This is a genomic window from Micromonospora endolithica, assembly GCF_003626595.1.
Taxonomy (GTDB): Bacteria; Actinomycetota; Actinomycetes; order Mycobacteriales; family Micromonosporaceae; genus Micromonospora; species Micromonospora endolithica.
This window is the reverse complement of the sequence record NZ_RBAK01000005.1, coordinates 354288-380639: the sequence shown is the minus strand read 5'-3', so window position 1 is coordinate 380639 and position 26352 is coordinate 354288. Positions and strand designations below refer to the sequence as shown.

General features: G+C 73.9%; 26 protein-coding genes. 12 read left to right on the top strand and 14 right to left on the bottom strand.

Features of this window, described 5'->3' with window-relative positions; genetic code table 11:
- Positions 1-55 precede the first annotated feature (55 nt).
- Together D7223_RS16215 and D7223_RS16210 are read right to left on the bottom strand one after the other, a co-directional pair.
- Complete coding sequence (locus tag D7223_RS16215; protein WP_120729222.1) at positions 56-964, bottom strand: NAD(+)/NADH kinase; 909 nt, start codon at positions 962-964, stop codon at positions 56-58.
- Entirely contained in the window at positions 961-2022 is a 1062-nt protein-coding gene (locus tag D7223_RS16210; RefSeq protein WP_120729221.1) for an SPFH domain-containing protein, read from the bottom strand. Before D7223_RS16210 ends, D7223_RS16215 begins: the two co-directional genes overlap by 4 nt.
- 72 nt (positions 2023-2094) lie before the next feature.
- On the opposite strand from D7223_RS16210, the gene D7223_RS16205 reads away from it, so the two are divergent.
- Positions 2095-2781: an NUDIX hydrolase gene (locus tag D7223_RS16205; protein WP_120729220.1), complete on the top strand. Its 687-nt coding sequence runs from the start codon at positions 2095-2097 to the stop codon at positions 2779-2781.
- 20 nt (positions 2782-2801) lie between these two features.
- Here D7223_RS16205 and D7223_RS16200 read toward each other — a convergent pair whose 3' ends face one another.
- Complete coding sequence (locus D7223_RS16200) at positions 2802-3356, bottom strand: phosphatase PAP2 family protein (protein WP_238162037.1); 555 nt, start codon at positions 3354-3356, stop codon at positions 2802-2804.
- Between the two features lie 86 nt (positions 3357-3442).
- On the bottom strand, positions 3443-4255 hold the full coding sequence (locus D7223_RS33055; RefSeq protein WP_186832453.1) for a hypothetical protein: 813 nt from the start codon (positions 4253-4255) through the stop codon (positions 3443-3445).
- Between the two features lie 509 nt (positions 4256-4764).
- Here D7223_RS33055 and pdhA point away from each other — a divergent pair.
- The 6 genes from pdhA (at position 4765) to D7223_RS16175 (ending at position 13958) form a co-directional block, all read left to right on the top strand.
- Positions 4765-5940, top strand: coding sequence for a pyruvate dehydrogenase (acetyl-transferring) E1 component subunit alpha (gene pdhA / locus D7223_RS16195; protein ID WP_120729219.1), 1176 nt, complete (start codon positions 4765-4767; stop codon positions 5938-5940).
- Positions 5940-6929: an alpha-ketoacid dehydrogenase subunit beta gene (locus D7223_RS16190; RefSeq protein WP_120729218.1), complete on the top strand. Its 990-nt coding sequence runs from the start codon at positions 5940-5942 to the stop codon at positions 6927-6929. The genes pdhA and D7223_RS16190 overlap by 1 nt, the downstream gene beginning before the upstream one ends.
- 5 nt (positions 6930-6934) lie before the next feature.
- Positions 6935-8389 (top strand): dihydrolipoamide acetyltransferase family protein, encoded by a 1455-nt coding sequence (locus D7223_RS16185; protein WP_120729217.1) that lies wholly within the window; start codon positions 6935-6937, stop codon positions 8387-8389.
- Positions 8390-8623: 234 nt separating this feature from the next.
- Positions 8624-8761, top strand: a complete 138-nt coding sequence (locus D7223_RS33050; RefSeq protein ID WP_186832300.1) for a hypothetical protein — start codon at positions 8624-8626, stop codon at positions 8759-8761.
- Positions 8762-9100: 339 nt separating this feature from the next.
- Positions 9101-11980 (top strand): LppU/SCO3897 family protein, encoded by a 2880-nt coding sequence (locus tag D7223_RS16180; protein ID WP_120729216.1) that lies wholly within the window; start codon positions 9101-9103, stop codon positions 11978-11980.
- Between the two features lie 139 nt (positions 11981-12119).
- On the top strand, positions 12120-13958 hold the full coding sequence (locus D7223_RS16175; protein ID WP_120729215.1) for an NHL domain-containing thioredoxin family protein: 1839 nt from the start codon (positions 12120-12122) through the stop codon (positions 13956-13958).
- 8 nt (positions 13959-13966) lie between these two features.
- Here D7223_RS16175 and D7223_RS16170 read toward each other — a convergent pair whose 3' ends face one another.
- From D7223_RS16170 to D7223_RS16160, 3 genes are read right to left on the bottom strand one after another with little or no spacing between them, the layout of a single operon-like run.
- On the bottom strand, positions 13967-14716 hold the full coding sequence (locus D7223_RS16170) for a LamB/YcsF family protein (protein ID WP_120729214.1): 750 nt from the start codon (positions 14714-14716) through the stop codon (positions 13967-13969).
- A complete protein-coding gene (locus tag D7223_RS16165) occupies positions 14700-15557 on the bottom strand; it encodes a 5-oxoprolinase subunit C family protein (RefSeq protein ID WP_238162034.1) in 858 nt (285 codons plus the stop codon). The genes D7223_RS16170 and D7223_RS16165 overlap by 17 nt, the downstream gene beginning before the upstream one ends.
- Complete coding sequence (locus tag D7223_RS16160; RefSeq protein WP_120729213.1) at positions 15554-16192, bottom strand: 5-oxoprolinase subunit B family protein; 639 nt, start codon at positions 16190-16192, stop codon at positions 15554-15556. The genes D7223_RS16165 and D7223_RS16160 overlap by 4 nt, the downstream gene beginning before the upstream one ends.
- 108 nt (positions 16193-16300) lie before the next feature.
- Between D7223_RS16160 and trhA the strand changes: the two genes are divergently transcribed.
- Complete coding sequence (trhA, locus tag D7223_RS16155) at positions 16301-16978, top strand: PAQR family membrane homeostasis protein TrhA (protein WP_120729212.1); 678 nt, start codon at positions 16301-16303, stop codon at positions 16976-16978.
- Positions 16979-17040: 62 nt separating this feature from the next.
- Here trhA and D7223_RS16150 read toward each other — a convergent pair whose 3' ends face one another.
- Positions 17041-17340, bottom strand: coding sequence for a DUF6458 family protein (locus D7223_RS16150; RefSeq protein WP_120729211.1), 300 nt, complete (start codon positions 17338-17340; stop codon positions 17041-17043).
- A 112-nt stretch (positions 17341-17452) separates the two neighbouring features.
- On the opposite strand from D7223_RS16150, the gene D7223_RS16145 reads away from it, so the two are divergent.
- Positions 17453-17989 carry a SixA phosphatase family protein gene (locus D7223_RS16145; RefSeq protein ID WP_120729210.1) on the top strand — a complete coding sequence of 179 codons (537 nt, stop codon included), beginning with the start codon at positions 17453-17455 and terminating at the stop codon, positions 17987-17989.
- Positions 17990-18052: 63 nt separating this feature from the next.
- Here D7223_RS16145 and D7223_RS16140 read toward each other — a convergent pair whose 3' ends face one another.
- The 4 genes from D7223_RS16140 to D7223_RS16125 form a co-directional block, all read right to left on the bottom strand.
- Positions 18053-18322: a DUF6458 family protein gene (locus D7223_RS16140; protein WP_120729209.1), complete on the bottom strand. Its 270-nt coding sequence runs from the start codon at positions 18320-18322 to the stop codon at positions 18053-18055.
- A 400-nt stretch (positions 18323-18722) separates the two neighbouring features.
- Positions 18723-20579, bottom strand: coding sequence for an acyl-CoA dehydrogenase (locus D7223_RS16135; protein WP_120729208.1), 1857 nt, complete (start codon positions 20577-20579; stop codon positions 18723-18725).
- Positions 20580-20695: 116 nt separating this feature from the next.
- On the bottom strand, positions 20696-21823 hold the full coding sequence (locus D7223_RS16130) for a PP2C family protein-serine/threonine phosphatase (protein WP_120729207.1): 1128 nt from the start codon (positions 21821-21823) through the stop codon (positions 20696-20698).
- A 100-nt stretch (positions 21824-21923) separates the two neighbouring features.
- Complete coding sequence (locus D7223_RS16125) at positions 21924-22568, bottom strand: septal ring lytic transglycosylase RlpA family protein (RefSeq protein WP_186832301.1); 645 nt, start codon at positions 22566-22568, stop codon at positions 21924-21926.
- 187 nt (positions 22569-22755) lie between these two features.
- On the opposite strand from D7223_RS16125, the gene D7223_RS16120 reads away from it, so the two are divergent.
- Positions 22756-23307 (top strand): phosphoribosyltransferase family protein, encoded by a 552-nt coding sequence (locus D7223_RS16120; RefSeq protein ID WP_120729205.1) that lies wholly within the window; start codon positions 22756-22758, stop codon positions 23305-23307.
- A gap of 33 nt (positions 23308-23340) precedes the next feature.
- Positions 23341-24423, top strand: coding sequence for a questin oxidase family protein (locus D7223_RS16115; protein ID WP_120729204.1), 1083 nt, complete (start codon positions 23341-23343; stop codon positions 24421-24423).
- Here D7223_RS16115 and D7223_RS16110 read toward each other — a convergent pair.
- Complete coding sequence (locus tag D7223_RS16110; RefSeq protein ID WP_120729203.1) at positions 24411-24932, bottom strand: alpha/beta fold hydrolase; 522 nt, start codon at positions 24930-24932, stop codon at positions 24411-24413. The genes D7223_RS16115 and D7223_RS16110 overlap by 13 nt on opposite strands.
- Positions 24933-25036: 104 nt before the next feature.
- Here D7223_RS16110 and D7223_RS16105 point away from each other — a divergent pair, with 104 nt between their 5' ends.
- Entirely contained in the window at positions 25037-25456 is a 420-nt protein-coding gene (locus D7223_RS16105) for an ASCH domain-containing protein (RefSeq protein ID WP_120729202.1), read from the top strand.
- Positions 25457-25460: 4 nt separating this feature from the next.
- On the opposite strand, the gene D7223_RS16100 is transcribed toward D7223_RS16105, so the two are convergent.
- Complete coding sequence (locus D7223_RS16100; protein ID WP_120729201.1) at positions 25461-26339, bottom strand: LLM class flavin-dependent oxidoreductase; 879 nt, start codon at positions 26337-26339, stop codon at positions 25461-25463.
- Positions 26340-26352: the final 13 nt, after the last annotated feature.

The window sequence follows — 26352 nt, the reverse complement described above, 5'->3', positions numbered from 1 at the left end:
CTGGCGTTAAAAAGGGGCCCTTCCTCTACACCAGGCGTTAAGCAGGGGCCCTTCCTTACACCTCGACGAGGGTGAGGTGGCGGGGGGCGACGGCGACGGTGAGGCGCTGTCCCCAGTCCAGGCTCACCCGGTCGTTCTCCAGGCCGTCGGCGAAGACCACCAGACCGTCGGACTCGGCGGTCAGTTCCAGGTGCTCACCCCGGTCGAGGCGACCGGCGGTCAGCGTCACCCCGGTGACCGGGGAGGGCCACGCCTCCCGGACGAACCAGCACAGTGCCTCCTCCTGCGGTGCCGGCGGCGGTGGCGCACCCGGACGGTCCCGCGCGATGGACGCGCACCAGCCGGTCGCCCCCGTACCGCTGCCGACGACCACCCCGGAGGAGGAGTGCCGTTCCCGCCGCGCCCGCCCCCCGACGGGCGCGGTGAGCTGGTAGCGGGCGGACTGGTGGGACGAGTGCCCCACGTACACCTCGTTGAGGCCGACCAGTTCCTGGCCGTCGTCGAGCGCGGCCCGGACCATCGTCCGGGCCCGGGTCGGCGCCCGGCCGGCGACGACCGCCGGGAGCAGCTCGGCCAGCGTCCCGGCCCGGTGCCGGACCAGCACCCCGGCGTTGCGGCCGGGCTCCGGGTCGACGCCGACGACCGGCTGCCCGGCCAGGTACTTCGCGACGTTCGCGACCAACCCGTCCGGACCGACCGCGACCACCACGTCCTCCGGCCCGAAGAGGAAGCGGGGCAGGTCGGCCCGGTCGACCGCGCCGCGCCGCCAGTCCGGCGGTACGGCGGCGGCGACCGTGGTCAGCGCGGTGTGCAGCGCCTCGTGCCGGGACTCCACCTCGGCCAGGTCCCGTCCCCGCTCCCGCAGGTACCAGGCGGCCGCCGCCCGGGTGCCGTGCCGGGCCAGCAGCTCCTCCAGCTCGCTGTGCCGGCTCACCACGACGACCCGGGGCGGCAGGGTGCTCATCGGGCCGGGGCCAGCCGGGCGAGCAGGTCGCTCACCAGGTCCGGGGTGACGGTGAGCTGCCCGATCTGCGGCAGCTGCCCGGCCAGGTCCCGGACGGTGAGGGCACGCAGCACCTCCGGCGGCAGCTCGGCGTACGCGGCCAGCTTCGCCGCCTCCGCGTCGGCCTCGGCGAGCCCGACCGTACGCACCTGGTCGGCCCTCGCGGCGGCCAGGACGCGCTCCTTCTCCGCCTCGGCGCCGGCCAGCACCCGGGCCCGTTCCGCGGCGGCGGCGTTGACCACCTTCTCCCGTTCGGCCTTGCCCTGGGCGGTGGCGAGTTCGGCGGCGGCGTCCAGTTCCGCCTTGCGGCGGGAGTTCGCGCCGTGCTGTTCGACGAGTTGCTGTTCCCGCCGGGCCAGCTCGATCTTGTTCTGGAGTTCGTTCTCGGCGATCGAGCGTTCCTGCTCCACCGCCTGGGCCCGGCGGGCGTAGGTGGCCCGGTCGGCCTGGACCTGCACCGCCTCCCGGGTCGGCGTCTGGAGGGCGCGTTCCAGCTCCGGTTCGGGGCGGATGGCGACCACCCGGGCGCTGACCACGGCGACCCCGATGTCGGCGAGCCGTGGTTCGTCGGCCAGGGCGGTGGAGACCGCCTCCCGGACCGGCGCGACGGTGGTCAGCGCCTCGGCCAGCGGCACCCGGGCGAGCAGGTCCAGCGCGGGCTGCTGGGCCAGCTCGGCGAGCAGGGTGGCGACCTGGTCGAGCGGACGGGACCGGGCCCGGCCGGTACGCGGGTCGAGGGAGAAGTCGAGGCGGGCGGCGGCCAGCGCCGGGTCGGCCACCCGGTAGGTGACCGTGGCCTGCACGGTGATGTCGGCGAAGTCGCCGGTGCGGGCGTGGAACAGCAGCGGCAGCTCCCGGTCGTCCACCGGCACCTCGCTGAGCACCGCGTACAGCGGCCGGTACCAGAAGGACTGCCCGATGCCCTCCCGGCGGACCCGCCCGCCCACGTGCAGCCGTACCCAGCTGGTCGGGGTGCCGCGCAGGTGGCGCAGGAAGAGCCGTTTCGTCACGTCGGCCATGTCGTTCCTTCCTTTGTCGTCGTGATGACGATAAACCGTCTGCTAGATTCTCGTCAAGGTGGTGATAAAGAGATGACCGAGTACCCGCCCTTCGCGGTGACCGCCGACCTGGTCGTGCTCACCGTCCGCGCCACGGAGCTGAGCGTCCTGCTGGTCCGGCGCGGGGTGCCGCCGTACCAGGGACGCTGGGCGCTGCCCGGCGGCTTCGTGGGCATCGACGAGGACCTGCCCGACGCCGCCGTACGCGAGTTGGCCGAGGAGACCGGGCTCGCCGAGCCGGCCGGGCACCTGGAACAGCTCGGCACGTACGGCCGGCCCGGCCGGGACCCACGCGGCCGGGTGGTCACGGTGGCCTGGCTGGCGCTGCTACCCGACCTGAGCGCCCCGGTCGCCGGCACCGACGCCGCCTCCGCGGACTGGCTGCCGGTCTCCCGGCTCACCCCCGGTCAGCTCGCCTTCGACCACGATCGGATCCTCGCCGACGGGGTGGAACGCGCCCGGGCCAAGCTGGAGTACACACCGCTGGCGGCGGCCTTCTGCCCACCGGAGTTCACCGTGGCCCAACTGCGCGCCGTCTACGAGACGGTGTGGGGCACCCGGCTCGACCCCCGCAACTTCCACCGCAAGGTGACCGGCACGCCCGGCTTCGTCGAGCCGGTCGGTCGGGCCACCGAGGGCGACCGGGGGCGACCGGCGCAGCTGTTCCGGCGCGGTCCCGCACCGCTGCTGCACCCCCCGATGCTCCGCCCCGACCGCTGACCCGCCCACCGCCCGGACGCTCAGCGCAGGGTCGTGAAGACCACGCCGGCGACCAGCGCGCCGAACGTCGCGCCGGCCAGCACCTGCGGCAGGGTGTGGTCGCGCAGCCGGACCCGGGACCATCCGACCAGGGCGAGCAGCGGCGCGGCCACCAGCAGCCGGGCGCCGAACGTCACGGTCAGCACCACCACCGCGCCGGCGGCGACCGCCGAGTGGATCGACGGCTTCCACCGGTGGCTCAGCACCACCGCCACCACCAGGCCCACCGTGCCGGCAGCCGCCAGGGCGAGCACCGGACGGGGCGCGCCGAGCGCCGCGAGCAGGGCGGCGCCGGCGGCGACCGAGCCGAGGCCGAACAGCAGCGGCACCCGCCGTTGGTCGCGCCGGCGTACGTGGCGGTCGGTCAGCCGACCGCGACGCACGCCACCGACGATGTACGCGAACGGGATCCCGCTGACGAAGACGGTGGCGAGCAGGCCCCAGGCGAGCCCGCGCATGCCGCCCCGGGCGCTGTGCCAGCCGACGGCCACGGTCAGCGCGGAGACCACGACCGCGGGGGCGGTCAGCTCGGTCACCAGCCGGGCCAGCCGCAGCGTCGGCCCGGGCGGCGGCGTGGCGGTCGTCCCGGCGAGGTCGTCCGCCCCGGCACCGTCCGCTCCGCTCAGCGCCGCGCCCCCGCCCCGCCCCGCACCGCCGTGGCACCCGTCGGGGCGGCGGTCGGCGAGATCGCCGGGGCGGTCGTCGGGGCGTCGGTGCGGCCGGGGGTCGGGCTGGGTTCGGACGGCGGGGCGCTCGGGGTCGGCTCGGACGGCGGAACGGTCGCGGTGGGGCCGGCGGTCGGTTCGGGTTCGGCCGGCGGCCGGGTGGACGTGCTGGTCGGCTCCGCCGACGCGGTGGGTGCGGGCGTCGGCGTCGGTTCGGCGCTGGGCGTCGGTTCGGCGCTGGGCGGTTCGGCGCTGGGCGTCGGCGCCGGCGGCGGCGTCGGGATCGGCGGCCGGATCGGCACCGGGGGAGGCGGCAGCGGTCGCGGCCGGTGCGGCGGGACGGCAGGCATGTCCGACCGCCCCGCGCCGCGCGCCGGCTCCGGGACCCGGGGGGCCGGCGCCGGGACAACAAGTGGGGGTACGACGGTGGGCCCGGCCCCCGTTTCGACCCGGGCCGGGGTGGACGGCGGCAGCGCCGGCTGGCTGGCCACCGGCAACGGGATCACCACCGGCCCGACGGAGGGGGTGGGGATGAACGGGATGCCGCCGTCCGGGAGGGCACTGCTGCCCACCGTCGCGGAACCGGTGCTGATCGCGGCCAGGATCGGCATCGAGGCGGTGCCGGCGAGCAGCGCGACGGTGAAGAGGTAGCCCCGGGACGGGCCGCCCACGCCCGCCGCCCGGTGGGCGCCGACGATCCGGCGGTAGCCGGACGGCGCCCGGTGCCGGCCGAGGAACGGCGTACCGGGAGCGTCCTGTGGCTCGACCACGGCACCCCTCCTCCACTGGTCCGATCGGCGACCCCCGGAAGAGGCACCACTCGATCGGCGGGCGATCCCGCACGAGCAGCCTTTCCCAGTGACGCTGAGTAAGCCAACCCTTCACAGCGTGTCGACACGCGTATCCGTCCGAACGGTGACGAACCATCACCGGATCGGCCGGGCGTCGATGGAGCGGACAGCCGGCGTTTCGTGTAACGAACCGGTCGGGCCGCACGGTGCGGGCCGGGCGCACTGTGGGCGGGCTCACGGTTGATGCGAATATGGACCACGACGGCAACGCAGCCGCGGCCTCCGCACACCCTTGCGGGCGGCCCGACTGGGCGCCGGCGCTCCCGAACCGGGTTCGGCACGACGACCCGGCTCACGCCGCGCGGCAACCCCCACCGGGGCTAGGCGCGGTCGCCAGGAACCCGTCCGGCACGAGCCGGACAGGCGCACGAGTTGCGCGTTGCCGGGTGACCCCCCGGCGCCGACGCAGACATGACAGGGAGAGACGCATGGCAAAGGGCGACCCCGGGGTCACCGGCCGCGGACGACGGGCCGCACCCCGTTCGAGGAAGGGCGCGACCGGCGACCCGCAGCTGGTGCAACTGCTCACCGCCGACGGTGAGCGGATAGAGAGCGCGACCGGCCCGGACGGGACCGAGTACCGCGTCGACTTCACCGACGAGGAATACCGCGGGCTCTACCGTGACCTCGTACTGGTCCGCAAGCTGGACGCGGAGGCCACCGCCCTCCAGCGCCAGGGCGAGCTGGGCCTGTGGGCCAGCCTGCTCGGCCAGGAGGCCGCCCAGGTCGGTTCCGGGCGCGCCCTGCGTACCCAGGACATGGCCTTCCCGACCTACCGGGAGCACGGCGTCCTCTACTGCCGGGGCATCGACCCGATCATGCCGCTCGGCCTGTTCCGCGGCGTCGACCAGGGCGGCTGGGACCCCAACGAATTCAAGTTCAACATGTACACGATCGTGATCGGGGCGCAGACCCTGCACGCGACCGGATACGCGATGGGCGTCCACATGGACGGCCGGACCGGCACCGAGGACGGCGAGGCGGTCATCGCCTACTTCGGCGACGGCGCCACCAGCCAGGGCGACGTCAACGAGGCGTTCGTCTGGGCCAGCGTCTTCAACACCCCGCTGGTGTTCTTCTGCCAGAACAACCAGTACGCCATCTCCGAGCCGCTGGAGCGACAGACCCGGGTACCGCTCTACCAGCGGGCCGGCGGCTTCGGCTTCCCCGGCGTACGGGTGGACGGCAACGACGTGCTCGCCTCGTACGCGGTGACCCGGCACGCGCTGGACAACGCGCGGCTCGGCCAGGGACCGAGCCTGATCGAGGCGTACACCTACCGGATGGGGGCGCACACCACCTCCGACGACCCGACCCGCTACCGGATCGCCAGTGAGGTCGAGGCCTGGCAGGCCAAGGACCCGATCGCCCGGATGAAGGCGTTCCTGACCAAGCAGAAGATCGCCGACGACGCGTTCTTCGCCGAGGTCGACGAGCAGGCCCGCACCGAGTCGGTGCACCTGCGCGAGCGGGTGCTCGCCATGCCCGACCCGGAGCCGGTGACGATGTTCGACAACGTCTACCCCACCGGGTCACCCGAACTCGACGTTCAGCGGGCGCAGTTCACGAAGTACATGGAGTCGTTCGAGGGGAGCGCCCACTGATGGCCACGGAGACGCTCACCCTCGGCAAGGCACTCAACACCGGTCTGCGGCGCGCCCTGGAGAACGACCCGAAGGTCGTCATCATGGGCGAGGACGTCGGCAAGCTCGGCGGCGTGTTCCGGATCACCGACGGGCTCCAGAAGGACTTCGGCGACCAGCGGGTGATCGACACCCCGCTCGCCGAGTCCGGCATCATCGGCACCGCCGTCGGCCTCGCGATCCGCGGCTACCGCCCGGTCTGCGAGATCCAGTTCGACGGCTTCGTCTACCCCGCGTACGACCAGATCGTGTCGCAGGTGGCGAAGATGCACTACCGCTCGCAGGGCAAGGTACGGATCCCGATGGTCATCCGGATCCCGTACGGCGGCGGCATCGGCGCGGTCGAGCACCACTCGGAGTCGCCCGAGGCGTACTTCGCGCACACCGCCGGCCTGAAGGTCGTGACCTGCGCCAACCCGCAGGACGCGTACGTGATGATCCAGCAGGCCATCGCCTCGGACGACCCGATCGTCTTCCTGGAGCCGAAGCGGCGCTACTGGGAGAAGGGTCCGGTCGACACCGAGGCCCCGCTCGCCGAGGCGTACCCGCTGCACTCGGCCCGGGTGGCGCGGGCCGGCACCGACGCGACCGTGCTGGCGTACGGGCCGATGGTGCGGACCGCGCTGGACGCGGCGACCGCGGCGGCCGAGGACGGCCGGGAGCTGGAGGTCGTCGACCTGCGTACGTTGTCCCCGCTGGACCTGACCGCCGCGTACGAGTCGGTGAAGCGCACCGGCCGCTGCGTGGTGGTGCACGAGGCGCCGGGCAACCTGGGTCTCGGGTCGGAGATCGCGGCCCGGATCACCGAGGAGTGCTTCTACTCGCTGGAGTCCCCGGTACTGCGGGTGACCGGTTTCGACACCCCCTACCCGGCCAGCCGGGTGGAGGAGGAATATCTGCCCGACCTCGACCGGGTGCTCGACGCCGTCGACCGCACCTTCGGCTGGTGAGCGGCATGTCGCGGATCAAGGAGTTCAACCTTCCCGACCTGGGCGAGGGCCTGGCCGAGGGCGAAATCCTCGCCTGGCTGGTCAAGGTGGGCGACACGATCGAGTTGAACCAGCCGATCGTCGAGGTGGAGACGGCGAAGGCGGCCGTCGAGATCCCGGCGAAGTGGGCCGGTCAGGTGCGGGCGATCTTCCATCCGGAGGGCACCACGGTCGAGGTCGGCACGCCGATCATCTCGATCGACACCGATCCGGGCGCCGGCCCGGTCGAGGAGTCGACGACCGGCACGCCCTCGGCCGACCTGCCCACCCCGTCGGCGGCCTCGCTGGCGGCGGTCGAGGTGGCACCGGCCGAGGGTGCGGTCGAGCCCGGCCTGATCGGCGGGCCCGCCCCGGGTGGACGTACCGCCGTGCTGGTCGGCTACGGCCCGCGCACCACGGCGGCGAAGCGCCGGCCGCGCAAGGGCGCGGTGCCGGTCCAGGCCGCGCCGGTCCAGGCCGCGCCAGCGCCGGTGGCCCCGGCGCCGGTCGCGCCCGCTCCGGCGGGCAACGGCAACGGGCGGGCCGGCGGTCTGGTACTGGCCAAGCCGCCGGTGCGCAAGCTCGCCAAGGACCTCGGGGTCGACCTGGCCACGCTGGCCGGGTCGGGTCCGCTGGGCTCGATCACCCGCGAGGACGTACAGCGGGCGGCGAACGGGACCCCGGCGGCGGCCGAGCCGCTGACGGTCACCGCGCCGGCCACGGCCGTCGCGAGTTTCGGCGCGGACCGCGAGCAGCGCATCCCGGTCAAGGGGGTACGCAAGCTCACCGCCGAGAACATGTCCCGTTCGGCGTTCACCGCGCCGCACGTGACGGAGTTCCTGACCGTCGACGTCACCCGGGCGATGAAGGCCCTCGACCGGCTCCGGGACCGGCGGGAGTGGCGGGACGTCCGGGTCTCGCCGCTGCTGCTGGTCGCGAAGGCGGTGCTGCTCGCGGTCAAGCGCCACCCGATGGTCAACTCGACCTGGGCCGGCGACGAGATCGTGGTCAAGGACTACGTGAACCTGGGCATCGCGGCGGCCACCGAGCGGGGCCTGATCGTGCCGAACATCAAGGACGCCGGTCGGCTCTCGCTGCGCGAGCTGGCGGACGCGATGGCCGGCCTGGTGCAGACGGCGAAGGCGGGGAAGACCTCGCCGGCGGACATGACCGGCGGCACCCTGACGATCACCAACGTCGGGGTGTTCGGGGTCGACACCGGTACTCCGATCCTGCCGCCGGGTGAGTCGGCGATCCTCGCCTTCGGCGCGGTTCGCGAGATGCCCTGGGTGCACAAGGGCAAGGTGAAGCCGCGTCTGGTCACCACGTTGGGCCTGTCGTTCGACCACCGGATCGTCGACGGGGAGTTGGGCTCGAAGTTCCTCCGCGACATCGGTGACTTCCTGGCCGATCCGGAGGCGGCGCTGCTCGCCTGGACCTGACCGCGCTCCCCGCCGCCACGGCGGGACCGGTTGACGGCCGGTGTGTCACGGGTTAACCCCCGGCACACCGGCCGTTACCGTCGAGCCACGGAAACGTCTGTCTCTGCCTCCGTTCACCTTCGATCCTTCGGCTGGTGTCTCAGCTCACCTACTAATCGATGGAAGTTGGCGGCAGAGTGCGCTTAAATGGAGTCACCAGGGGCTGACAACCGAATAGCCAGGAGGAGAGACACCATGAGCATGATCGAGCGAATCCGGAACCGCCGCGACGCCGGCCGCCGCAACCGCGCCATCGAGCGCGCGCTGCGCTCCGCGAACTCCCCCGCGGTCCGCGACGAGATCCTCGCCATCGCCCAGCGTCACATGCACTGACGCTCCTCGACTTTCCCCGCCTCCTCACGATCGATGGCCCGCCCGGTCCGCCCGGGCGGGCCATCGGCGTTTCACACCGGTTGACACCGGGATTCCACGCTGCCCCAGCGCCCGGTACGGTGGGGCTCGGTCATCGCCCGCCCGCCGGAGCGGGCACGTCGATCGATGCTGTTCGACACCACTCGGCAACGGGGAGTGACCACCGGTGCTCCCCCGGAGCCACCCTGGGGCACACCGGATACCGTGCGGGTAGCCGGCACGGCCGGTGCCCACCGGCGACGCCGGCCGCGGCGCCGAACAGGCGACCGGCGGCCGACAGGTGATGGAGGAGGCGCACGCATGACGTCCGAGGGCACGCACCACCCCGGCCCGGAGCCGGACGAGGTGTCGCCGGGCGCCGGCGGACCGGCGCCGTACGGCGACCGGCCGGCGCAGCAGGACAACGGATACGGCGTCGGCGCACCGGACCTGGGCTGGGCGCCCCCACCGCCGGCACGGCCGACCAACGCCGGACCCGGCTGGGCGCAGGAGAACCCGCCCACCGCCCCCGCGTGGGGAGCCGCCCCGGCGCCGCAACAGCCCGAGGCCGCCCAGGGCACCTGGTCGCCGGCCAACGGCGGCCAGTCCTGGCCCGCCCCGGCGTCGCCGGCCGGCGAGACCGACCAGCCCGCCTGGGCACAGGCCGGACCACCGGTCCGTGGTGCCGCGCAGGTGCCGCAGGCCGCGCCCGCGTGGCCGGCCCAGGAGTCCCCGGAACGGTCCGGCGGCTGGGCCACCGAGCAGCACGACGCCGCGCAGCCGTCCGCCGGTTGGGCCGGCGAGGCCACCCCCGCCCCCGAGGCCGACCGCCCCGGCGGCTGGGCCAACGACGCCGGTCAGGGTGACCGGCCGCAGCAGCCCGACTGGTCCGCACCGGACGAGGCGAGCCGCGCCGGAGGGTGGCCGCAGAACGAGCAGAACGCGTGGCCGGCCGAGCAGGCCGCGCCGGCCTGGGCGCAGGCCGAGCCGGCCGCCGCCCGTGGTGCGGCACAGGTGCCAGCCGCGCCGACCCCGGCCTGGCCGGGTCAGGACGACGCCGGCCACTCCGGAGGGTGGACGCCCGGGTCCACCCAGGATCCCGCGCAGTCCGGCGGCTGGCCCGCCGACCCGCACGAGCAGCGCCAGTCCGGCGGTTGGACGCCGGAATCCGCGCAGGAGCCGGCCCGGTCCGGCGGCTGGGCCACCGGCCGGCAGGATCAGGAGCAGCGCCAGTCCGGCGGCTGGGACAACGACGTGGCCGAGCCGCGTGACCGGCAGCAGCAGCCGGACTGGGCGCCGCAGGACGACAGGGCGCGTTCCGGCGGCTGGCCGCCCGCGGGGCGCGACGACCGCCAGCAGCCGGAGTGGGCCCCCGCGAGCGACACGTCCGGCTGGAACGGCGGCGCGGACCAGCAGCCCGCCCCGGCGGAGCAGCCGCACGGCGAACGGCCGGCGCGGGCCGCCTCGGGTTCCGCCTCGGTACCGGCGCCGTCCGACGACCGCGACGCACCGGCCTGGCCGCCCGCCGAGCCGGCCGCCCCGCCGGCCCGGGCGACCGCGTCGGTCCCCGCCGCCGACAGTGGTCCGCCCGCCTGGACCCCGGGCAGCCCGGCGCAGTGGAGCGGCGCGGACCGCCCCTCCGTGCCGGATGTGCAGCCGTGGTCGGCGCAGGAGGCCTGGGGACGCGCGGAGCCCGCCGACCCCGCCGCGCCCTCCCGTGCCGGTGACGGCTGGGAGCAGGGCCGCGGCGAGGAGCAGCCCGTCTACCAGCCCGGCCCCGCGCCGGGCATCTCCCCTGCCAACGCGGTGCCGCTGCCCCCGCAGGAGCGGCGCCGGGTGCCGGGTGCCAGCCTGGCCGCCTCCCCGCCGGCCGACTACGTCGCACCCGCGCAGTACGCCCCGGTCTCCGGTCAGCCCGCCCACGTCGAGCCGTCCGGTCGTGAGGGCGGCGCCTCCGCGTACGAACCGGAGCAGCACTGGGGGCAGGCCCCCTCCCGCGACGACGAGCCGCAGTCCCCGGCCGGCCCGGCGGTGCCCGCCCCGCGTACCTCGCCGGAGTCGGCCGGACGGGCGTCGGTGCCCACGCCGGCCGGCGACGGGCCGCCCGGCGGAGTGTCGGCGAGCGCGTCGGTGCCGCTGGCCAGCCGCGTCATGCCGCCGACGGACCAGGCCCTGCGGCCGGGTGCCGCGGCCACGCCACAACCCCGGGTCTACGGCCGGCCGTCCCGTCCGGAACCGGCCGACGACCCGGCGCACGACGAGGGCGCCCCGCCGCCGCCCCGCTTCGGCGCGGCGCCGGAGACCCGGTTCGACGAGGGCCACTTCGACCAGACGCCGGACAACCGTCTCGACCAGGGATCCTCAGGTCGCTTCGACCAGGGGCCCGGCGGTCGCTTCGACCAGGGCCACGACGACCGGTTCGACCAGGGCGCGGAGGCGCGGTTCGGGCACGGGCCGGAGAACCGGACGGACCAGGCACCGGAGAACCGCTTCGACGACCGGGACCGCCCGCCGCCGACGGCCGCCTTCGCGGCCGCCCCGGTCGCGCCCGCCTCACCGGCCGCACCCCCGGCGTTCCCCCCCGGCATGCCGACCTTCGCCAACCCCCCGGCCAGCGACCGACCGGTCAACGGGGTACGGCCGCAGAGCGGCAACGAACGACCCGAGGACCGCTTCGGCGCACCGGCCACCGGCGCGGCGAGCGTCGGCGGCGGCTTCGGTCCGGGCGCACCGGCGGAGCGCGGCACCACCTACCCGCCGGCGTTCCCGCCGCCCCCGCAGTCGGCCGAGTCGCCCTGGGACCAGGGCGGGTCGGACCCGGACCAGGGCCGGTTCGACTCGTTCAAGCCGATCGCCGAACCGGTGGCCGAGACGCCCGCGCCCAAGGTGCGCAACGGCCGGGTCCTAGCCGCCGTGCTGGTGGCCGCGGTGCTGATCCTCGCGGTTCCGTTGGGCCTGCTCACCCTGCTGGGCATGGTCGGCGACCCCGAGAAGGAAACCGGGTTCGACCCGGCGGTCGGCTCGTGCGTCAAGCAGTCCGGCACCAGCGCCACCGCGGTGGACTGCGGTGCGGCCGGCGCGTTCACCGTGGTGTCCAAGGCGGACTCCAAGGAGAAGTGCGCCGACCCGGCCCAGCCGCACGTGGTGCTCCAGGGCGAGGGCGCCGACCGGGTGCTGTGCCTCAAGCCGGCGGCCGGCTGAGCGTCGTAACCTCGTCGGTCTGCGGCTTGTCGTGGAGATCAACTCGCCACGACAAGCCGCAGACCGACGGAGGCATCCACCGACAACCGGGCATCCGGGTCGCGGGGGTCGGCCGGATGCGGCATGGCAGGCTGGTGGCATGGCAACCACACCCCGCGTACGCGCGCCCGAACTCCGGGGCCGAGGCTGGCTGAACACCGGTGGGCGAGAGCTCAAGCTGTCCGACCTGCGCGGCAAGATCGTGATTGCCGACTTCTGGACCTTCTGCTGTGTGAACTGCCTGCATGTGATCGACGAGCTGCGCCCCCTGGAGGACAAGTACGGAGACGTGCTCGTCGTGATCGGCGTGCACTCGCCGAAGTTCGAGCACGAGAAGGACGCGGACGCCCTGGCCGCCGCCGTCGAGCGTTACGGCGTGCACCACCCCGTGCTGGACGACCCGGAGCTGGGCATGTGGCAGCAGTACGCGGCCCGCGCCTGGCCGACCCTGTCGGTGATCGATCCCGAGGGGTACGTGGTCGCCACCATGGCCGGCGAGGGACACGCCGACGGGCTGGCCCGGCTGATCGACGACCTGGTCGCGACACACGAGGCCAAGGGCACCCTGCACCGGGGGGAGGGCCCCTACGTGCCGCCCGCCGAGCCGGAGACGACGCTGCGCTTCCCCGGCAAGGCGGTGGTGCTCGACAACGGCAATCTGCTGGTGTCGGACTCGGCCCGGCACTCGCTGGCGGAGCTGGCCCCGGACGGCGAGACGCTGGTCCGCCGGATCGGCACCGGGGAGCGGGGACGGGCCGACGGCCCTGCCGGCGCGGCCACGTTCTCCGAGCCGCAGGGCGTCTGCCTGCTGCCCGCGCACACCGCCGAGGTGGCCGGCTACGACCTGGTCGTCGCGGACACGGTCAACCACCTGCTGCGCGGCGTACGCCTGGCCACCGGCGAGGTGGTCACGGTCGCCGGCACCGGCCGGCAGTGGCGCTCGACGGTCGACGACCACTCGCACGACGCCCGGTCGGTGGATCTCTCGTCCCCGTGGGACCTGGCCTGGTACGACGACAAGCTGATCATCGCGATGGCCGGCATCCACCAGCTGTGGTGGTTCGACCCGGTCAAGCGCACCGCCGGCATGTACGCGGGCACCACCGTGGAGGCGCTGCGCGACGGCCTGCTCGCTGAGGCGTGGATGGCGCAACCGTCCGGCCTGTCGGTCTCCACCGACGGGCGCCGGCTCTGGGTGGCCGACAGCGAGACCAGCGCGATCCGGTTCGTGGAGAACGACCTGCTGGGCACGGCCGTCGGGCAGGGGCTGTTCGACTTCGGGCACGTCGACGGTCCGGCGGGCCAGGCGTTGCTCCAGCACCCGCTGGGCGTGTGCGCGCTGCCGGACTCCTCGGTGCTGATCGCCGACACCTACAACGGCGCGGTCCGGCGCTTCGACCCGGAGACCAACCAGGTGTCCACCGTCGCCGACGGGCTCGCCGAGCCCAGCGACCTGGTGCTCACCCCGGCCGGTGAGGTGCTGGTCGTGGAGTCCGCCGCACACCGGCTGACCCGGCTGGCGCCCGGTGCGCTCTCCGCGGCCGGCGCGAGCACCGTGGACGGTCCCCGGCACCGCACCGAGCGGAAGCCGACCGAGGTGGCGGCCGGCGAGGTCACCCTCGACGTGATCTTCACGCCCGCGCCGGGCCAGAAGCTCGACGAGACGTACGGGCCGTCGACCCGGCTGGTCGTCTCCGCGTCCCCGCCCGAACTGTTGGTCGAGGGAGCGGGCACCGGCACCGAACTGTCCCGCCGCCTGGTGCTCGACGGTGCGGTGGCCGGTGGCGTGCTCCAGGTGACCGCCCAGGCGGCCACCTGCGACGCCGACGTCGAGCACGCGGCCTGTCACCTGACCCGGCAGGACTGGGGCGTACCGGTGCGGGTCGTCGCGGACGCCGCGACCCGCCTGCCGCTGGTGCTGCGCGGCCTGGACGCCTGAGTCGGCTCTCACGCGAACGGGGCGAGTGCTACTCCGTGTTCGATGAGGGCGGCGCGGACCAGTTCGGCCGAGCGCACCGCGCCGGGGGTGTCGCCGTGCAGGCAGATCGACTCCACCGGGCAGGGGATGACGGTGCCGTCGACGGCCACCACGGTCCGTTCGGTGGCCATCCGTACCGCCCGCTCGGCCACCTCCTCCGGGTCGGTGACCAGCGCGTTCGGCGCGCTCCGGGGCACCAGCTGGCCATTGGGCAGGTAACCCCGGTCGGCGAAGCCCTCGGGCACCACCCGCAGCCCGGCGCCCATGGCGAGCTGGGCGACCACCGAGCCGGGTGAGCAGAGCAGCGGGAGCTGGTCGTCGTACTGGGTGAGGGCGGCGACCAGGGCCGCCGCCTGGGACTCGTCGGTGGCCGCGGCGTGGTAGAGCGCGCCGTGCGGCTTCAGGTAGCGGACCCGGGTGCGCAGCGGCCGGCAGAACGCCTCCAGCGCGCCGAGCTGGTAGGTGACCTCGTCGCGCAGCTCCGCGAAGGCGTACGCGATGTGTCGCCGGCCGAAGCCGGCCAGGTCCCGGTAGCCGACCTGGGCGCCGACGGCCACCCCGCGTTCGGCCGCCCCGACGCAGACGCGACGCATGGTGGACGCGTCCCCGGCGTGGAAGCCGCAGGCGACGTTCGCGGAGGTGACCAGGCCCAGCAGCGCGACGTCGTCGTCGAGCCGCCAGATGCCGAATCCCTCGCCGAGGTCAGCGTTGAGGTCCATGGAACCTCACCGTAGTGCCTGGGCGTGCCTGCGCGAGCGGGGTCACGTCGTCCACCACCCCGATGACCGGGTACCCGCCGGTGGTCGGATGGTCGGCCAGGAACACCAGCGGCTGGCCGTCCGCCGGCACCTGCACCGCGCCGAGGACGATGCCCTCGCTGGGCAGTTCCCCGGCCACCGCGCGGGGCAGCGGTGCGCCGGTCAGTCGCGCGCCGACCCGGTTGCTCAACGGACTCACCGTGTACGCGCCGCGCAGCAGCAGGTCCCGCGCGCTCTCGGTGAACCAGTCGGCGCGTGGCCCGAGGCGTACGGTCAGCCGCACCTCGCCCGGCGCCTGAGGTGTGGCGGTCGCGTCCACCGGGGCGGGCGGGCCGGCCGGAGGGCCGACGGGCAGCCGGTCGCCGTCGCGCAGCGGGGGTGGCCCGAGGCCGGAGAGGGTGTCGGTGGAGCGGCTGCCGAGGACCGGTTCGACGGTGATGCCGCCGCCGACCGCGAGCCAGGTCCGCAGCCCGGTCCGGGGCGCGCCGACGCGCAGCACCGCCCCGGCCGGCACGGACAGCGGCCGGCCGACGTCGCCGGGGCGCTCGTCGACGCGTACCGCGGCGTCGGCGCCGGTGAGCGCGACCGCGCTGGCCCGGTGGAACCGCAGTACGCAGCCGGTCAGGGTGATCTCCAGGCCGGCGGCGGACTCGGGGTTGCCGACGAGCCGGTTGGCCAGCCGCAACGCCCCCGGGTCCAGGGCGCCCGAGCGGGGTACGCCGAGGTGCGCCCAGCCGGGCCGGCCGAGGTCCTGCACCATGGTCAGCGCCCCGGCGCGGACCACCTCGATCTCACCGGTCACGCCGGTGCCAGCCGGACGCGGGTGCCGGGACCGAGCCGGGCCGGCGGGTCGGCGGTCACGTCGAACAGGGTGACCGTGGTCCGTCCGACGAGCAGCCAGCCGCCCGGTGAGGCGGACGGGTAGATGCCCGCGTACGGGCCGGCCAGAGCGACCGAGCCGGCCGGCACCCGGGGACGCGGCGAGGGCAGTCGGGGCACGGCCAACTCGGCCGGCAACCCGGTCAGGTACGCGAAGCCGGGTGCGAAACCGCAGAAGGCCACCCGGAACGACGTGCCGGCGAGGCGCTCGACGACGGTGGGCACGTCGACGTCCCAGTGATCGGCGACCGTGGGCAGATCCTCCCCGTCGTACGTCACCGGAACCTCGACGGTGGGTGCGGCGGCCGTGGTGGTGGCGGGCGTGGGGGTCCAGCCGGCCAGCAGGGCGGCGGTGGCCGTCGGGTCGGGTACGCCGTCGAGCAGGACGGTCGTCGCCGCCGGGACGATCTCCACGGCGATCAGTTCGCCCCGTTCGCGGCGTCGCCAGAGTTCGGCCCGCCATCCCTCGACCCGGGCCGCGACATCCAGCGTGTCGGGAGGGCTCGACGCGGCGCAGTCGAGCAGGAGAGCGTGGGCACCGACGGGTCGGATCCGCATTCCGCCATACTTCACCATCGATCCCCAGGCCGGGGATTCGTCCAGCCGACAGATCACGTGACGGGTGGCACTACCAGAAAGTAACCTACGGTGTCGTAACCTGTTGGGGTGAGCACCTCGGCACCGCTTCGCCTGAAGCCGGTCGACATCGGCAAACCCCGGATGCGCGGCTGGCTGCACACCTACGCGTTCTTCGTCGCACTGGTCTGCGGCATCGTGCTCTGCGCGATCGCCGCCGCCCGGCCCGGCTGGGCCCCGCTGGTCAGCTGCCTGATCTACAGCGTGACCGTCTGCGGCCTGTTCGGCACGAGCGCGCTCTACCATCGGCGGGTCTGGACCGAACGCGGCTACCAGATCATGCGCCGGATGGACCACTCGATGATCTTCATGTTCATCGCCGGCACCTACACGCCCTTCTGCGTGCTGCTGCTCCCACCGCGGGCGGCGGCGATCATGCTGTCTCTGGTGTGGGGCGGCGCGCTGGGCGGGGTGGCGGTGAAGCTGGTCTGGCCGCACGCCCCGCGCTGGGTCTCCGCGCCGCTCTACCTCGCGCTCGGCTGGGTGTCGGTCGCGATGCTGCCGGACATCCTGCGCGAGGGTGGGGTGACCGCCCTGGTGCTGCTGGCCGTCGGGGGTCTCATCTACAGCGTGGGCGCGATCTTCTACGCGCTGCGCCGTCCCAATCCGTGGCCCACGGTGTTCGGCCACCACGAGTTCTTCCACGCGTGCACGCTGGTCGCGGCGGTCTGCCACCACATCGCGATCTACTTCGCCCTGTTCGCCTGAGCACCGGCACGCCAACGGGGGCCCCGCGCCGTTGCGGAGCCCCCGGTGGCCGTGCGTCGCGGTCAGACCGGGCGGTGACCCGGCCGGCGCACCTCGCGGTACTCCTGGACCACCCGGTCGTCCTGCACCGGTACGACCCGGTCCGCGACGACCGGGTCGGCGACGACCCGCTCCTCGCGGACCGTGGCACCGGGACGGCGACGGGAGTTCCAGAAGTAGAGGGTGGTGAGCAGCCCGGCCACGCCGGCGAGCATCAGCACCCAGCCCACCACGGCCAGGTTGAGCCATCCCAGGTCCGCCTCCACGGCGAACGCGAAGATCGCCCCCAGCGCGATCAGAAAGATACTGGCACCAATGCCCATGTCGTCGCCTCCTCGGCTGTTCCAGGCGTTCGGTCCGCCGCGGCCATCGATGAGGGTGCGGCACCATCGATTTACCCCGCCGGTGAGATCGCCAATCGGGCAAGCTGGGAGCATGACGGACAGCTACGCCGAGGGGCGCACGTTGGTGCTGCTCCGGCACGCGAAGGCCGAACCGCCCGACGACGGACCGGACGCCCAACGGGCTCTCGCCGTCCGGGGACGCGCGGACGCGGAAGCCGCGGGAGCCTGGCTCGCCCGACACGGACTGCTGCCCGACGTGGTCCTCTGCTCGACGGCACGACGCACCCGGGAGACGTGGCACGGAGTGGCGATGGGGATGACCGGCTCGCCTCCGGAGGGCGGTTCCGCCGGCCCGGCACCGGCGGTCCGCTACGAGCCGGACGCGTACGAGGCGCAGCCGGAGGACCTCCTCGCCCTGCTGCACCGGTTGGAACCGGACGCCCGTACCGTCCTGCTGATCGCCCACAACCCGGGCATCTCGCTGCTGTCGGCGTACCTCGACCCGGGACGCGCGGATCCGGACGGCCTGCGGACCAGCGACGTGGTGGTGCACCGGACCGGGGTCGACTGGGCGGACCTGGGTCGCGGCGGTACCACGATCACGGCCCGGCACACGGCACGCGGCTGAGCCACCCGTCGGGGATCCGGCGGGTGGCTCGGCTGGTGATCGGTGGTGGCGGCGCGTCCCCACTCAGGAGGGAGGCGCGGTCGGCGGCGGCGGGTCGGGCGGCGGCGGCATCATCGCGGTCGGGTGCGAGAGCCGGTTCTCCTCCACGATGAGGGTTCGTGCCCGCTTGCGCCGGTCCTGCCAGAACCAGAGCGTGGTGAGCAGTACGCCCAGCCCGGCCAGGATGAACACCCAGCCGACCGCGCGCAGGTCCACCCACCAGACGTTCGCCCGGACGGCGAAGGTGAGGATCGCGCCGATCGCGATCAGGAAGATCCCACTACCAATGCCCATGTGCGCTGCACTCCCCCGTGCGGTGGCTCTGGGCGTTCTCGGACGTGACCCCCGACGGTTACCCGCCAGGACCTCCGGTTACCCGACGGGTGGCACCGAATCGTGGCCGGTCCCGTCTCCCTCGCCCATCCCCGCCGCAGCCCGCAGCTGTGCGCAGCGCGCCCGCGCCGGCCGGAACCTCCCCGCCGGGCGGGCGACCATCCACCCCGGCCCGACGGTGGCCCGGACACCGGGGACGAACGGCCTCCTATGCCCCTGAGTGCTCGAAAATGCTTGGATCAACGAACCCGAGCCGACCCGCAGCACGATGGCCGGCGGGCTGCTGCCCGCCGGCCATCGTGACCAACTCAGTCCGGGTCGGTCACCCGGGAACCGCACCGCCTCGGCGGTACGGGGGGACTCAGAAGGCGTCCTCCGGGAGGTCCATGATGTCGAGGTCGGCACCCTCGAGGATCCGCCGGTCGGCACCGATGCGCGGCAGCACCTCGCGGGCGAAGAACCGGGCGGCGGCCACCTTGCCGGTGTAGAACGCCTTGTCCTTGGCGGACACCTCGCCGGCGAGCGCCTTCAGCGCCACGTCGGCCTGCTTCTGGAGCAGCCAGCCGACGATCAGGTCACCGATCGCCAACAGGAACCGGCGGCTGCTCAGACCGACCTTGTAGAGGGACCGGGTGTCGCCGCCCTGCGCCTCGCCCAGCCACCCGGTCAGCACCCCGAGCATGGCCTGGATCTCGGCGAGCGCCTTGCCGAGCGCCTGCCGCTCCTCCTTGAGCTGACCGTTGCCCGCCTCGGAGGTGATGTGCTCCTGGATCTCCCCGGCGACCGCCATCAGGGCCTTGCCGTTGTCCCGGACGATCTTCCGGAAGATCAGGTCGAGGCTCTGGATCGCGGTGGTGCCCTCGTACAGGGTGTCGATCTTGGCGTCCCGGACGTACTGCTCCAGCGGGTAGTCCTGGAGGAAGCCGGAACCACCGAAGGTCTGCAACGACTCGTGACCGAGCAGCTCGTACGCCCGCTCCGAACCGACGCCCTTGACCAGCGGGAGAAGCAGGTCGTTGACCCGCTTGGCCAGCTTGGTGGCCTTCTCGTCGCCGGCCGCCTCGGCGATGGCCACCCGGTCCTGCCAGGTGGCGGTGTAGCAGACCAGCGCGCGCAGGCCCTCGGCGTACGACTTCTGCAGCAGCAGCGACCGGCGGACGTCCGGGTGGTTGGTGATGGTGACCCGCGGCGCGGTCTTGTCGGCCATCTGGGTGAGGTCGGCGCCCTGCACCCGGTTCTTGGCGTACTCCAGCGCGTTCAGGTAACCGGTGGAGAGCGTGGCGATGGCCTTGGTGCCGACCATCATCCGGGCGTACTCGATGATCATGAACATCTGCCGGATGCCGTCGTGCTTCTCGCCCAGCAGCCAACCCTTGGCCGGCACGCCGTGCTCGCCGAAGGTCACCTCGCAGGTGTTGGAGACCTTCAGGCCCATCTTGTGTTCGACGTTGGTGGCGTAGACGCCGTTGCGCTCGCCCAACTCACCGGTCTCGGCGTCGAAGTGGTACTTCGGCACCACGAAGAGCGACAGGCCCTTGGTGCCGGGACCACCGACGCCCTCGACGCCGACCGGGCGGGCCAGCACATAGTGGACGATGTTGTCGCTGAGGTCGTGCTCACCGGAGGTGATGAAACGCTTCACACCCTCGATGTGCCAGGAGCCGTCCGGCTGCTGCACGGCGCGGGCGCGGCCGGCACCCACGTCCGAGCCGGCGTCCGGCTCGGTGAGCACCATGGTCGAGCCCCACTGCTTCTCGACGAAGAGCTTGGCCCACTTCTTCTGCTCCTCGGTGCCCTCGACGTGGAGCACGTGCGCGAAGGAGGGGCCGGAGGAGTACATCCAGATCGGTGCGTTGGCGCCGAGCACCAGCTCGGCGATCGACCACCACAGGGCCCGCGGGGCGTTGCTGCCCTCCAGCACCTCCGGGAGGTCCAGCCGCCAGAACTCGGAGTCCATGAACGCCTGGTAGGACTTCTTGAACGACTCCGGCAGCGGCGCGGTGTGCGTCGCCGGGTCGAACACCGGCGGGTTGCGGTCGCTGTCCGTGTAGCTGGCCGCGAGGTCCTCGCGGGCCAGGCGGTCGGCCTCGAAGAGGAAGCTGCGGGCGGTGTCGACGTCCAGCTCCGTGTAGGGCGCCTGGCCGAACGTCCGGTCCGCCCCGAAGACCTCGAACAGGTTGAATTCGAGGTCCCGAAGGTTGCTCTTGTAGTGGGTCATGCTCACTGGCCCCGCTTCCGGACAGCAGTTACCGATCAGTAACTCCAGACTGTATTACTCGCGGGTAGCCAACGACAAGCCGATCGCGGAAGTGACAGCCATTACACACCTGGCGTTCAGCTCTCGGCGGCGCCGACCTCCCAGCTCGGGACGGCGGCGGTCAAACCGGTACGCGAGCCCCGGTACTCCATCAGGACCAGCGCGATGTCGTCGTCCAGGCGGCCGTGCACCCACTCCACCAGCGCGGCCTCCAGCGAGGCCAGCCCGTCGCCGACGGTGCCGTGCCCGAGCAGCCGCCAGGCCCGGTCCGCGGTCGGGAAGAACTCGCCGTCCCGCCGCGCCTCACCCAACCCGTCGGTGAACAGCAGCAGCCGGTCACCGGGCTCCAGCCGCTCCACCCGGGGGCGGACCACCGGCATGAACCCCAGCGGCGGGGCCGGTGCCGGCGGTTCCAGCGGGATCACCGCACCCCGGCGCAGCAGCAGCGGCGCCGGGTGCCCGCAGTTGACGATGGTCAGGGTGCCGCCCCGCTCCTCGACCAGCGCGGCGGTGACGAAGTCCTCGTCTCCCACGCTCCGGGCCACCGCCCGGTCCAGGTCGGCCACCACGGCGCGCAGGTCGGCCCGCTCGTACGCCACGTGCCGGTAGGAGCCGAGCACGATGCTCGCCAGCCGGACCGCGTCCAGCCCCTTGCCACGTACGTCACCAATGATCATGCGGACGCCGTACGGGGTGTCGACCGCCTCGTACAGGTCACCGCCGATCTCCGCGGTGGCGGTGGAGGAGATGTACCGGGCGGCCACCGAGAGCATGCCGACCTGGGGGCCGAGCGGCCGGAGCACCGCCTGCTGGGCGACCGCCGCCAACTTGGACAGTTCGGCGATCTGCTCGGCCTGCCGCTCGCGTACCGCCGCGGTCGCGGCAGCCATCGCGGTGCCGAGGGCGATGCCGGCGACCGCGACGGCGGTGGAGAGCGAGACCGTGCGCTCGCCGAGCGCGAAGGCCGCCCCGAGCACGGTGGCGGCGGCGCCCACGCCCAGCACCACCCGCCAGGACGCCAGCGCGGCGGCGAGGAACGGCCCGGCCACCATCAGCGCGATGTAGTTCGCCGCGCGGCCGTCGGCCACCTCCACGGCGGACACGAGCGCGAGCAGGCCGACGGCCGCGCCGAGACCGGCGCGGGATCCGGGACTCAGTGGGCCGCGGCCCGACTGGAAGGCTTTCGTACGTACACCGCACAGCATGCCCGATGGACGTGAACTGGTGAATGAACCTGACCCGTCGTCCGAGCATGTTCTGGCCGGGCGGTCCCCGTGGTGGGGCCGATCGCTGCCCGGCACCGGCTCAGCCGAGCACCTCGTACCGGACCTCCACGTGCCCGGCACCGAGCGGCGCGATCGCGGCGAACGCGGCCCGGGACAGGTCCAGGCACCGACCCTCGATGAACGGGCCCCGGTCGTTGATCCGGACCGTCACCGACTTGCCGGTGGCCGGGTTGGCCACCCGGACCTTGGTGTCGAACGGCAGGGTCTTGTGCGCGGCGGTCATCGCCGACGGGTCGAAGTTCTCCCCGTTGGCGGTCAGCTGCCCCTCGGAGTAGAAGGACGCGCCGCAGGAGCCGGTGTCCACCACCGGGCGGGCGGTGCTGGTCTTCTTCACCGCGGACGGCGAGGGCTTCGCCGCGGCGGTGCGCTGCTTGCTCCGCGACGGCGCCTGGGTACGGGTCACCTTCGGGCTCGCGGTGGCGGTCGGCGCGGCGCTGGGGCTCAGGGTCGGCGACGGGGACGCCGAGGTGGGCGCGGCCGACGGGGTGGCCGACGGGGTGGCCGGCGTCAGGTCGACGGCGGCGGGGCGCTGCTGGCCGGAGGCCGAGGTCAGCTGCACGGCGCCGACGGTGCCACCGACGGCGAGCGCGACCCCGATCGCGGCGGTGGCCGCGATGCCGGTCGGGGAGGAGATCATGCGGGTGCGGGAGTGCCTGCCAACCACCGGCCCGGTCCTTTCGTCAACTGAACAAACCGGGTCGGACCGTAACGAGAGAAGCACTTCCGAAGTCAACGTGATCATGGTGGTATGACGGCAATTGCGGTGATACGTGTAGCCGATCATCCGACCCGTGCTGGGCCGGCCGGCCCCGGCATCGGGGCGGTCCCGGCACCTGACGCAGGATGGACCCATGGCCGCCGAGCTGAGCGAACGTCTGGTCGAGCTGGTCCGGTGGATCGACCCCGGCCCCGACGCGACCCACCTGGTCAGCGACGTCTCGGGCTGGTGGCGGGACGCCCAGGTGCTCGCCGCCCTCGGCCCCGCCCTGGTCGAGCGCTTCCGTCCGGCCCGGCCGACCGTGGTGGTCGCCCCGGCGGTCACCGGGTTCCTCGTCGGCCCGCTCGCCGCGACCGCCCTCGGCGTCGGCTTCGTGCCGGCGCACAAGACGGGCGACGGCCGCCTGCCCGCCGGACCGCTGACCTGGGCGCAGAGCCCACCGGACTTCCGTGGTCGCCGGGTGGACCTCGCGGTCCGGGAGCGGAGCCTCGGCCCGGACGACCGGGTGCTGGTGGTGGACGACTGGGTGGCCACCGGCGCGCAGGTGCGGGCGCTCTACCGGATCTGCGCGCTACGCGGCGCCGAACCGGTCGGCACCGCCGCCGTCGTGGTGGACTGTCCGGCGGAGACCGCCGCCGAGCTGCGCCTGCACGGACTGGTCGCCGGCACCGCCCTGACCGGTTGACCTGAAGCCCACTTCAGGGCCGACCATCGATCCATGGATGCGGAGATCCTGGACGAGGCGTACCGACGACTGCACGGCACCGGCCCGGAGTACGAGGGATGGCTCTCCAACCACGGCCCGATGGCCGTCGAGGCGCTGATCCGGCACGGCCACGGCCGGGGCGTGCACCGGTGGCTCGACGCGTACCTGGGTCGGTTGGACGAGCTGCCCCGGGGGCTGCGGCCGGTCGACGACTGGCGGGAGGCGCTGGGCGACCCGAAGCGGGCCGGCGACTGGCTGGCCCACTTCGACCGGGAGCTGCGCGAGCACCCGTGGCCGGAGGTGCTGCGGACGTGGTGGCCCCGGCTGCTGCCCGGCATCGCCGCCGGCGCGACCCACGGGGTGATCCGGGTCGGCCACGCGGTCCGCGCGCTGCGCGAGGGGCCACCGACCCCGGACCGGGTCACCGAGTTGGGTCAGGCCCTCGGCTACTGGGCCGCCCGGTGGCAGCCGGTCCCCGGGGCCGACCACCTGCACGCCGCCGGGCCGGACCAGACCCGCGCACCCACCGAGGACCAGGAACCCGACGACGACCCGAACGGCGACGAGCGGGTCGTGGCCGCGCTGGCCGGCCTGCCCCGGATCGCCGACCGGACCGGCGGCATCCGGGAGCGGCTGGGCCGGCTGGTGGGCGTACCGGAGTGGGAGACCGCGCTCGGCGCGCTGCCGCCGGCGCCGACGGCGGCCGACGCCGCGCGGACCCTCGTGTCGCTCACCCACCGGGCCGGCCTGGACTACCTGCGCCACGGGCACGCCGAACCGGTGATGCTGGTGCACGCGGTGACCGCGCCGACCGCGGTCCGCCGTACGCTGCCGGCTCTGCCGCGCGAGATGTGGGCGCCGAGCGTCGCCGCGGCCTGGGCCGCGACGGCGGCGGTGACCTCGGTGTACGCCCCGACGCGTGGCGCCGCTCCACCCGTGGTGACCGAGGCGGACCCGGCGGAGGTGTTCGCCCGGGCGGCCCGGCACGGGGACGCGCACGTGGTGAAGCTGGCCGACGCGGTGCTCGACGCGCACGCCGCCACCGGCGACCCGCGGGTGCTGGCCGCCGCCGGCTACGCCGCTCAACTGATCTGAACGAATTCCTCGACCGCGCCGCACACCCGGCCCAGCGCGTCGGCGGACCGGGCCAGCGGGCCGGGCACCATGAGCGCGTGGTCGGCCTCCGGGATCTCCACCACGTTCGAGGTGAGGCGGCGCGCCGCCGCGCCGTCCCAGGACGGGTCGGCGGTGCCGCCGATCAACAGGTACGGCGCGGTGGCCCGGCGCAGGCCGTCGACCACCTCGGGCACCCGCAGCAGCGGCGTGAACCAGATCGCCGGGAGTCGGTGCTCGGCGGCGAACGGCGTGGCGAAGCTGCCGAGGGACTTGCCGACCAGCAGGTCGGTGCGATCGGTCACGGCCGCCGCGACCTGCCCGGCCACCCACGCCCGGGCCTGCGTCACCTCCAGGTCGTCGGGCACCTGCCAGGAGATCCCGTGCAGGGCGAAGCCCGCCCGGCGCAACGCCTCGCCCGCGTAGACGAAGAGCGGATAGCGGGTGTCGTAGCCGCGACCCGGAATGAGCACCGCCCGGCGGTCCGCCATGTCGTCTCCTCGTCGTCGTCCGACTCACGGTAACCCCGAGCCCGCCCCTGGTGGGGGCGACAATCGAGACGACGCCCGACCAACCGGACGGTAGCCTCGGCGGGATGTGGCCCCGAATCGGTGGACTCCGCACGCTCGCCCTGGGCACGCCGGGTGAGCTGCGGAACAACCTCAACACACTGGTCCTTGCCGGCGTCAAGACCGCGACCGCCGGGCTCCTCACCGAGTACGCCGAGGAGAACGAGGACCTGGAGCGCGTCGGCGAACGGCTGGTCGTGGTCGACGACGACGGCGCGCTGGTCACGGTCGTCGAGGTCACCGGCGTCGACGTGGTCCGCTTCGCGGACGTGCCCTGGGACTTCGCCCGCTCCGAGGGGGAGGGCGACCGGTCGATCGAGGAGTGGCGCGCCGGGCACTCCGGCTACTGGGCGCGGGTGGGCACGCCGGTCACCGACGACACCGAGATCGTCTGCGTACGCTTCCGGCTGGCCGGCGCCGGGGACGACGGCATCCTCGGCACCTGAACCGTCAGCGGCGCAGCTCGGGCAACAGATTGGTGGCGACGTCCACCAGGACGGCCTCGTCACCGGCGTACCAGCTGCTGTCCCGGGGCCAGTGGGTCACCACGTCGGTGAAGCCCAGGGCGGCGGCCCGCCGCACCTGGTCGGCGAAGAACTCCGCGCTGCTCAGCGAGAAGACCGGCGCGGAGTCCAGCAGCAGGTAGCGGTCCAGCGAGGTCCGATCCCGTCCGGCCGCGTCGAGCGTCTCGTCCATCCGCCCGCACAGCGCCGCGAGGCCGTCCCACCACTTCTCCAGTTCTTCGCCGTCGACGCCGGTGGTGACCCAGCCCTGGCCGAACCGGGCCACCAGCCGCATCGAGCGAGGCCCGTTGGCGGCCACCGCGAACGGCACCCGGGGCGTCTGTACGCAACCAGGGTTGTTACGGGCGTCCACCGCCGTGAACCAGTCACCCCGCCAGGTCGTCCCGTCCTTGCGCAACACCAGGTCGAGCAACTCGGTGAACTCGGCGAACCGGTCGACCCGCTCACGCGGGGGCAGCGTCTCACCGCCCAGCACCGCCGAGTCGAAACCGATGCCGCCCGCACCCAGGCCGAGCAGTACCCGTCCCTGCGAGATGTCGTCCAGGGCGGTCACCTGCCGCGCGAACGCGGCCGGGTGCCGGAAGTTCGGCGACGCGACCAACGTGCCCAGCCGGATCCGGTCGGTCACCGTGGCGGCAGCCGTGAGGGTGGCCATCGAGTCGAACCACGGACCGTCGACCAGATCCCGCCAACCCAGGTGGTCGTAGGTCCAGGCGTGGTCGAAACCCCACTCGTCCGCCTGCCGCCACCGCCGCCGCGACTCCGACCAGCGCTGGTCGGGCAGGATCACGATGCCAATTCGCATGGCGGCCAGCGTA

Coding starts and splice junctions, on each gene's coding strand:
- D7223_RS16130 (WP_120729207.1), bottom strand. CDS start 21,823: ATGCTGTGCGGTGTACGTACGAAAGCCTTCCAGTCGGGCCGCGGCCCA.
- D7223_RS16170 (WP_120729214.1), bottom strand. CDS start 14,716: ATGGACCTCAACGCTGACCTCGGCGAGGGATTCGGCATCTGGCGGCTC.
- D7223_RS16160 (WP_120729213.1), bottom strand. CDS start 16,192: ATGCGGATCCGACCCGTCGGTGCCCACGCTCTCCTGCTCGACTGCGCC.
- D7223_RS16100 (WP_120729201.1), bottom strand. CDS start 26,339: ATGCGAATTGGCATCGTGATCCTGCCCGACCAGCGCTGGTCGGAGTCG.
- D7223_RS16120 (WP_120729205.1), top strand. CDS start 22,756: ATGGCCGCCGAGCTGAGCGAACGTCTGGTCGAGCTGGTCCGGTGGATC.
- D7223_RS16185 (WP_120729217.1), top strand. CDS start 6,935: ATGTCGCGGATCAAGGAGTTCAACCTTCCCGACCTGGGCGAGGGCCTG.
- D7223_RS16210 (WP_120729221.1), bottom strand. CDS start 2,022: ATGGCCGACGTGACGAAACGGCTCTTCCTGCGCCACCTGCGCGGCACC.
- D7223_RS16135 (WP_120729208.1), bottom strand. CDS start 20,579: ATGACCCACTACAAGAGCAACCTTCGGGACCTCGAATTCAACCTGTTC.
- D7223_RS16175 (WP_120729215.1), top strand. CDS start 12,120: ATGGCAACCACACCCCGCGTACGCGCGCCCGAACTCCGGGGCCGAGGC.
- D7223_RS16115 (WP_120729204.1), top strand. CDS start 23,341: ATGGATGCGGAGATCCTGGACGAGGCGTACCGACGACTGCACGGCACC.
- D7223_RS16140 (WP_120729209.1), bottom strand. CDS start 18,322: ATGGGCATTGGTAGTGGGATCTTCCTGATCGCGATCGGCGCGATCCTC.
- D7223_RS16205 (WP_120729220.1), top strand. CDS start 2,095: ATGACCGAGTACCCGCCCTTCGCGGTGACCGCCGACCTGGTCGTGCTC.
- D7223_RS16180 (WP_120729216.1), top strand. CDS start 9,101: ATGACGTCCGAGGGCACGCACCACCCCGGCCCGGAGCCGGACGAGGTG.
- D7223_RS16105 (WP_120729202.1), top strand. CDS start 25,037: ATGTGGCCCCGAATCGGTGGACTCCGCACGCTCGCCCTGGGCACGCCG.
- D7223_RS16110 (WP_120729203.1), bottom strand. CDS start 24,932: ATGGCGGACCGCCGGGCGGTGCTCATTCCGGGTCGCGGCTACGACACC.
- D7223_RS16190 (WP_120729218.1), top strand. CDS start 5,940: ATGGCCACGGAGACGCTCACCCTCGGCAAGGCACTCAACACCGGTCTG.
- D7223_RS33050 (WP_186832300.1), top strand. CDS start 8,624: ATGAGCATGATCGAGCGAATCCGGAACCGCCGCGACGCCGGCCGCCGC.
- D7223_RS16150 (WP_120729211.1), bottom strand. CDS start 17,340: ATGGGCATTGGTGCCAGTATCTTTCTGATCGCGCTGGGGGCGATCTTC.
- D7223_RS16145 (WP_120729210.1), top strand. CDS start 17,453: ATGACGGACAGCTACGCCGAGGGGCGCACGTTGGTGCTGCTCCGGCAC.
- pdhA (WP_120729219.1), top strand. CDS start 4,765: ATGGCAAAGGGCGACCCCGGGGTCACCGGCCGCGGACGACGGGCCGCA.
- D7223_RS16215 (WP_120729222.1), bottom strand. CDS start 964: ATGAGCACCCTGCCGCCCCGGGTCGTCGTGGTGAGCCGGCACAGCGAG.